The following is a 7,354-nucleotide window of genomic DNA, read 5'->3' as shown; positions in this document are numbered from 1 at the left end:
TTGAAGCACCGCCCGCCCGGTCGCTTCCAGTGCGGCTGTCACCCCCAGGACGCCGGGGCGAAAGCGATGGGCCCTCCGCGCGGGCGGTGCTTCAATGCCCGACCTCGCAGGTCGGACGGGGAGTCACGCCATGTTGAAGGACGGGTTGCCGGAGGACTGGAAGCGGGAGCTGAAGTCCGCGCTCGATTCACCCTCGTTCCAGGAGCTGGAGCGCTTCGTCGCCCAGGAGCGCGAGGCGGCCACCGTCTTCCCCTCGGAGGAGGACCTCTTCTCCGCCTTCCGGCTGACGCCCTACGCGGACGTGCGCGTGCTGCTTTTGGGCCAGGACCCGTACCACGGGCCCGGGCAGGCACACGGGCTGGCGTTCTCCGTGAAGCCCGGCGTGCCCTCGCCGCCCTCGCTGGTCAACATCTTCAAGGAACTGGAGGCGGACGTGCGGGAGCCCCGTCCCAAGACAGGCTCCCTCATTCCCTGGGCCGAGCAGGGCGTGCTCCTGCTCAACGCCGTGCTCACCGTGCGCCAGGCCCAGCCCAACAGCCACGCGGGCCACGGCTGGGAGGACTTCACCGACGCCGTCATCCGCGCGGTGAGCGCCAAGCAGGACGCCGTCGTCTTCCTCCTCTGGGGCAAGTACGCCCAGAAGAAGAAGAAGCTCATCGACGCGAAGCGCCACGTCGTCATCGAGGGCACCCACCCCTCGCCCTTGTCGGCCAGCAGCGGCTTCTTCGGCAGCAAGCCCTTCAGCAAGGTGAACCAGGCCCTGGAGTCCAAGGGCCGGCCCCCGGTCGACTGGCGCCTGTCCCGGTGAAGCGGCGGGCCGCACCGCGCGTCCGGGCACGAAGGCCGTGCCTCCGGGACGAGGCTTGATACGGTGCGTCGCGACATGACCGCCGCCTTCGTCGCCGCCTCCACGCCCGAGCTGCTGGAACCCAACGTCTACCGCACCCGCTTCCACGCGGACTGGTACCAGGGGAGGGGGGCCTACGGCGGCGTCGTGGCGGGCACGGCGCTGCGCGCGCTGGAGCACACGCTGGCGGACGCGGCCCGGCCGGTGCGCTCGTTCACCATGCACTTCTGCTCTCCCGCGGTGGAGGGCGAGGCGCGGGTGCTGACGCGCCTCGAGCGCGCCGGGAAGCTCGTCACCCACGCCACGGTGCGCGTGGAGAACGACGCGGGCGTGGTGGCCGTGGGCAGCGCGACGTTCGGCGCCTCGCGCGGCGGGGCCCTGGAGTACCTGGACCTGACGCCCCCCAAGGTGCCGCCCCCACTCGAAGTCCCGGCGACGCCCGACGACGTGCCCATGCCGGACTTCTGCCGCCACTTCGAGTTCCGCTTCTGCCTGGGCTCGGCGCCGTACTCGGGCTCGGACGTGGCCGAGACGGGCGGCTGGCTCCGCCCCCGTCAGCCCACGGTGCTGGACGCGCCCCTGTTGGTGGGGTTGATGGACGCCTACCCCCCGGCGGCCCTCTCCCGCGTGGAGGGCTTCCGCCCGGCGGCCACGGTGGACTTCACCGTGCACTTCTTCCACCCGCTGCCCATGCCCGGGCTCAAGCCGGACGCCCACTTCCTGCGCACCGGGCGCTCGCGTCAGGCGGGCGAGGGCTACGCGGACGACTACCAGCAGCTGTGGACCGAGGACGGCGTGCTGCTGGCCCAGTGCCGCCAGCTCTTCGTGGTGATGGGCGGCTGAAGTCCCGCCATCTGGTAGTGTCGGCGGCGTGCAAGTGCTCTGGGTCGTCGTCACCGCCATCGCCGCGCTGCTCGCCGCGGTGGGTGTCCTCTTCGTGGTCGCCGGTCTCAAGGACGTCCAGCGCGCCCGGCGCACCCTGAGCTGGCCCACCGCGCCCGGCACCATCCGCTCCGCCGAGGAGTTCGAGCGCCGCCTCCCCGTCGCCGGCCCGGCCGAGCCGCGCATCCACTACGAGGCCGTCATCCAGTACGAGTACACCGTGGGCCGCGTGCTGGTCGGCACCTCCACCCTGCGCGTGGACCCCGCCGCGTACACCAACCCGGAGCACGCCCAGTCCGTCCTCCGGCGCTATCCCCCGGGACAGGCCGTCCGGGTCGCCTACAACCCGGCGGACCCCACCGACGCGGTGCTGGAGCCCGGCGCGCACGCGCCCAGCTTCGTCCGGCTGGGCGTGGGGCTGGGACTGGTGGCGCTCGGCGCCTGCATGCCGCTGGTGGCGCGCTGGTTCGCGGCACGCCTGTAGGAAAATCTCCGTCCTGGACGCAACTGATCCACGTCCCCCGCGACAATCCCTTCACATTCTTTCCCGGCCAGTCCCCGGCCGAGGTCCGCCATGAGCGATCGCTCCTCCATCCGTCGCGGTCAGCAGAACCCGGTTCGCACCACCCAGACGCCGCGGAACGCCGCGGTGGTGAAGAACACGACCACGGACAAGGTCGTCAAGGACACCAACACGGGTGTCCAGACCACCTTCGAGAACGGCCGGCTCCAGAGCCACTTCGAGCGTGAGAAGAGCACCACGCAGAACTGGAACACCAGCTACAGCCACGAGTCCCAGCACGAGTCCACGGGCCGCGTGACGGGCGCCATGGCGAGCCTGCTGGGCGCCATCCCGAAGGTCGGCATCGACGGCCAGTTCACCAAGGGCGCGGCGGTCAAGAAGCTCGAGGGCGGCTTCGGCGACGCCAACAGCGTGGCCCAGGGCCACGGCAAGGTGAGCCTGCTCGAGGCCGAGCTCAAGGGCTCCGGCGAGGTGGGCATCGAGGGCGGCAAGCTGTTCGCCCGCGGCGACCTGGACGCGAAGGCCACGCTGGTGGACGCCGAGGGCACGCTGCGCGCGGGTGTCGGCCCCATCCAGGCGGAGCTGCAGGGCAAGGCGTGGGTGGGCGCGAAGGCGGGTCTCCACGGTGAAGTGACGGTGGACCCCATCAACGGCAAGTACGCGGCCCGCGTCGGTGGTGACGCGTTCATCGGCGCCCGCGCCGGTGCCACGGGCACGGTGAAGCTGGGCGACTACGGCGGCGTCACGGGCCGCGCGGAGGCCTGGGCCGGTGTGGGTGTCTCCGCCCGTGCCGAGGCCAGCTGGGACAACGGCCGCTTCAAGGCCCGCGTGGACTTCGGCGCGGCCCTGGGCGTGGGCTTCAAGCTCGGCTTCGACGTGGACATCAACTTCGGGAAGATCGCCGACGCGGTGAAGAGCGTCGTCGAGAAGCCCATCGAAGTGGCCAAGAATGTGGTGAAGTCCGTCGGCAACTTCTTCAAGGGGCTGTTTGGCTGATGGCGGAGACCGCCAGGTACGACGCACTGCTCGCAGCCGGGGAGCTGGACCAGGCACGCCGGGAGGCCGAGGCCGCGCTCAAGCGCGATGCCTCGGACCTGGCGGCCCGGGTCGCGCTCGCCCGGCTCGCGGCATTCGATGGCAACGAGGCCCAGGCCGAGTCATGGCTCGCGGGCGTGAGCGCGGAGGAGCCGGACGTGCAACTGGTCCGGGCCGCGCTGCTCACCCGGCGCGGTGACGCGGCGGGCGCCCTGGCGCTCTACCGGAAGGTGGCGAAGGCGAGGCCCCAGAAGGCCGAGGCCTGGTTCGGCCAGGGCTACCTCCTGGCGGAGCAGGGCGACAACGCGGGTGCCCGCACCGCGCTCGAGCAGGCGGTGAAGCTGTCGCCGGGCACGGCCATCCATCACTTCCACCTGGGGCGCGTGCTCTTCGCCCAGGAGAACCTGAAGGACGGCTTCCACCACCTCCAGGAGTCGCTGCGCCTCAACCCGAGGCACGGGCCCAGCTACCTGGTGCTCGCGGTGGCGCTCCAGGCGGGCGGTGAGCTGGGCGCGGCCGAGGAGCTGCTGACCACGGGCATCAAGGCGCTCGACGGCGACCCGTACCTGCTCAACGCGCTGTGCAACGTGCAACTGGCGCGCGGCAACCTGAGCGGCGCGGTGGCCACGGCGGAGACGCTGGCGCGCGTGGAGCCAGACGCTCCCGCGGCGCAGGCGAACCTGGCGCGGCTGCGGCTGGCGCAGGGGCGGCTGACCGACGCGCTGGAGCTGTGCAGGAAGCTGGCGTCGCGCGGACAGGCCACCTCGCAGAGCCGCATGGTCGAGGGCATGGCGCTGGAGGCCATCGAGCCGGTGGACATCCCCGCCGCGCTGACGGCGTGGCGCGAGGCCATGAAGCTGGACCCGGACGACTGGGCCCCCGCCAACAACCTGGGCAACCTGCTGATGCGCATCCCGGAGGATGAGCTCCCGGGCGCGGGCCAGCAGGCGCTCGAGGTGCTGGAGGAGGCGCACCGCCGTGCGCCGGAGCGTCCCGAGCCGCAGCTCAACCTCGCGCTCGTGAGCGCGCGGCTGGGCGACAAGCAGCGGGCGACGCAGCTGGCGCAGTCGCTCTTGAAGCTGGAGCGCCTGGACCCCGAGTGGCGCGAGCAGGCCGAGCGGCTCATCAAGGCGCTGGCCTCCTGAGCGGAGGTGACGGGCGCTCACGGGCGCCCGTCGCCGAGACATGAAACACGTGTCTCACGCCGCCACGTTGGCGAGCTGCTTCATGAGCAGTCGAATCAGCTCCACGGGGTGGATGGGCTTGGGCAGCAGCTCCGCGCCGTAGCGGATGGCGACGGGGATGAGGTCATCGAGCTGCTCGTGGCCGGTGAGGAAGATGAAGGGCGCGTTGCACTCCTTCAGCTCGCGCATGGCGATGAGCACGTCCGCGCCGTTCATCGACGGCATGTTGTAGTCGCACAGGATGGCGGAGATGTTCCCCAACTCCTCCTGGAACGCGCTCTCGGGTGACTGCACCGTGCGCACCTGGAAGCCGGCGCTCTGCAGGATGTCCGTCACCAGCGAGAGCACGAACAGGTCATCGTCAATCACCAGCACGGTCTGCATCGCGCGCTCTCCCGGCAAGCCCGTCTCATCCTACGAGCCGGGCCAGCCAGGAGAGTAGGGCGAGCAACGCATTCCGTCAGCGCGGTGCGGGAGCCACGGGGTTCTGCTGACCCGGGGTGCCCGGCGACGGGATGAGCACCAGGTCCTCCTGCGGCGGAATCAGGTACTCGGCGCCCGTCTCGGTGACGACGGCCATCTCCTCCACGGAAATGACACGCATCGCGTCCGGGCCGCCGTCCTTCCACGCGAAGAACCCGTCGAAGGCGAACACCTGCCCCACGCGGACGACGCGCGTGGACTGGCCCTGCTTGGGCTTGTCCTTCGCCCCACCGGAGAGCGCGGGCCCCACGTCATGCGCCCAGTACCCCACGGGGTGGCCGGTGCCGAACATGTTCATCGGCTCCGAGCCCGCCTCCTTCATCCACACGCGCTGCGCCTTGTCCACGTCCCAGCCGCTGACGCCCGGCTTGAGCGCCGCCAGCGCCACGCGGTTTCCCTGCCGGCCCTTCTCCCACTTCTCCAGCGCGTCCTTCGGCACCTCTTTCTGCCCCGGCGCGAGCACGTAGGCGAAGCGCTGGATGTCCGTCACCCACAAGTGGCCCACGCGGATGCCGAAGTCCGTCTGGATGAAGTCCCCGGGCTGAATCACCTTCTCCGTGGCGTGCGAGTGGCCACGCAACGGCCCGCTGTTGACCGCCGGGTTCTGGTCCGGCGCCCACGCGTCCCCCACGCCCAGCTCCGCCATGCGCTTCTTGAGGAACTTCGCCACGTCCGAGTCCCGCGTCTTGCCCGGCACCACCGTGGCGTACGCCTCGACTTGCAACTGCGCGGTGAGCGCCGCGGCCTTGCGCAGGATGTCCACCTCCTCGGGCAGCTTCACGGACAGCCACTCGGAGACGACGTCCTCGGACGACACCAGCTTCTTGCGCAGCGCGGGCGACAGCGCCTTCTCCAGCGCCGCGCGCTGCGAGGACGACAGCCCGTCCGCCACCGTGACGGACGTGGACGCGTTGATGGCGATGCGCGCGGGCTTCGCCGCCGCCAGCCTCGCGGCAATCTGCGCGTACAGGTCCTGCCCGCGCTCCACCGAGATGACCTCGTCCAACGGCGCCACCTCGCGCAGCGCCGTGGCCTCGCTCACCGGCGACAGCGCGAGCGAGCGCACCGTGTCCCCCTGCCGCAGGAACAGGAACGCCGCCGTGCCGCCCGCGTTCTCCCCGCCGACGTGGATCGCCAGCGGGTCGTTGTCGTTCTCCCGGCAGAGCACCACCCAGGCGTCCACGTTCGCGCGCGCCATGGCCTGCGGCAGCAGCTTCTGGATGCGCTCCTTGCGGATGCGCGGCCACGGGTCGCCGGAGACGATGGAGTCCTTGCCCGCCGCGCTCGCCAGGGGGGCGGCGAGGAGCAGGGCGGTGACGAGAGCGGACCGGACGCGCTTCATGCTTCGGGAATCCTTTCGGGAGAAGGCGCCGCCATCATCCCCGACCTCGTCCGCTCCCGGCACGGCCCCCGTGTGAAGCCCTGTCGCGTCGTCATGAAGAAATGCCCCGGCAAACCGGAGAAAACCGCGAGCGCAAGCGCCACCGCCGTCGCTCGTTTAAGGTGATGACCATGGCCAAGAGCTCCTCTCGCAAGTCCGCCGCGAAGGCGAAGGTGAAGGTGAAGAAGCCCGCCGCCCCCCGAGCCGCCGCTCCCCGGAAGCGCCAGGCGAAGCGGCCCGCCAGGCCCCCCGAGCCGCCGCCCATCGTCCTCGAGGCCGAGCCCGTCTTCCCCGAGGAGCCCACGCTCGAGGACACCCCCAAGGCCCTGCCCGCGGGCGAGGAGGGCCCGGGCCGCGTGCTCCCCTTCGAAATCGACCCCAAGCGCATGGAGGAAGGCCTGCGCAAGCTCCAGGGCGAGGTGGTGCACTGGGCCAACAAGGGCCGCTACACCCGCGTGCGCTTCAAGTTCCGGGGCAAGCAGCTCTTGCCGGACCTGCCGCTCGCCGCCGTCGTGGCGGCGGAGGGGCTCACGTTCTACTGGGGCGGCATCCTGCGCGTGCTCATCGCCAACGTGGTGGGCGGCAGCGTGTTCCAGGTGGAGCTGGTGAACGACGCGGAGAAGCGTGTCCAGGCCGGCAAGGAGGCCCTGCTGTCGGGCGACGTGGACCAGGCCCTGGCCCTGTTCCGCGAGGCCGTCGCCATGGACCGGGACTCCGCGCCCGCACACCTCAACGTGGGCGTGGCCCTCAAGCTCAAGGGCGACAAGCAGGGGGCGCTCGCGGCCTTCGAGAAGGCCCGGGAGAAGGACCCCGAGGGCCCTGTTGGCGCCGAGGCCGAACGCCTGGCCGCGCCCCTGCGTCCCTCGCCCGTCTAGCGTCCGTCCCGGGCGGCTCGGGAGGCCCGTTTTTCTGCGTCGGAAGCGGGCTGAAAACGGGGTGTTCGAGCGTTCAGTAGGGGGCGTTTTCCAGCGCTCCTTTGACTTGATTCCGGACCCCATCGCATGTGGGGTGTCCACCCC

Annotated in this window: 8 protein-coding genes; 6 read left to right on the top strand and 2 right to left on the bottom strand. The window is 71.1% G+C overall.

The annotated features are described in order from the left end of the window. Positions 1-130: 130 nt before the first annotated feature. The 5 genes from ung (at position 131) to FL311_RS19005 (ending at position 4,432) form a co-directional block, all read left to right on the top strand. Positions 131-808 carry a uracil-DNA glycosylase gene (gene ung / locus FL311_RS19025; protein ID WP_141326784.1) on the top strand — a complete coding sequence of 226 codons (678 nt, stop codon included), beginning with the start codon at positions 131-133 and terminating at the stop codon, positions 806-808. Positions 809-871: 63 nt separating this feature from the next. After that, the gene (locus FL311_RS19020) at positions 872-1,690 is read left to right on the top strand and encodes an acyl-CoA thioesterase II (protein WP_228556954.1); all 819 of its coding nucleotides are present in this window, start codon (positions 872-874) and stop codon (positions 1,688-1,690) included. Between the two features lie 28 nt (positions 1,691-1,718). Then, complete coding sequence (locus FL311_RS19015; protein WP_141326782.1) at positions 1,719-2,213, top strand: DUF3592 domain-containing protein; 495 nt, start codon at positions 1,719-1,721, stop codon at positions 2,211-2,213. 90 nt (positions 2,214-2,303) lie between these two features. Then, positions 2,304-3,248 (top strand): hypothetical protein, encoded by a 945-nt coding sequence (locus FL311_RS19010; protein WP_141326780.1) that lies wholly within the window; start codon positions 2,304-2,306, stop codon positions 3,246-3,248. After that, entirely contained in the window at positions 3,248-4,432 is a 1,185-nt protein-coding gene (locus FL311_RS19005) for a tetratricopeptide repeat protein (protein WP_141326778.1), read from the top strand. The genes FL311_RS19010 and FL311_RS19005 overlap by 1 nt, the downstream gene beginning before the upstream one ends. A 54-nt stretch (positions 4,433-4,486) precedes the next feature. Here the strand turns inward: FL311_RS19005 and FL311_RS19000 are convergent, their stop codons facing one another. Next, complete coding sequence (locus tag FL311_RS19000) at positions 4,487-4,855, bottom strand: response regulator (protein WP_141326776.1); 369 nt, start codon at positions 4,853-4,855, stop codon at positions 4,487-4,489. A 76-nt stretch (positions 4,856-4,931) separates the two neighbouring features. Then, positions 4,932-6,296, bottom strand: coding sequence for a Xaa-Pro peptidase family protein (locus FL311_RS18995; RefSeq protein ID WP_141326774.1), 1,365 nt, complete (start codon positions 6,294-6,296; stop codon positions 4,932-4,934). A gap of 170 nt (positions 6,297-6,466) precedes the next feature. Here FL311_RS18995 and FL311_RS18990 point away from each other — a divergent pair, with 170 nt between their 5' ends. Next, positions 6,467-7,210, top strand: a complete 744-nt coding sequence (locus FL311_RS18990) for a tetratricopeptide repeat protein (RefSeq protein ID WP_141326772.1) — start codon at positions 6,467-6,469, stop codon at positions 7,208-7,210. Positions 7,211-7,354 lie beyond the last annotated feature (144 nt).

The organism is Myxococcus sp. AB025B (assembly GCF_006518215.1).
Classification (GTDB): Bacteria; Myxococcota; Myxococcia; order Myxococcales; family Myxococcaceae; genus Myxococcus; species Myxococcus fulvus.
The sequence above is the reverse complement of the archived record's forward strand: the minus strand, read 5'-3'. Positions and strand labels throughout refer to the sequence as shown.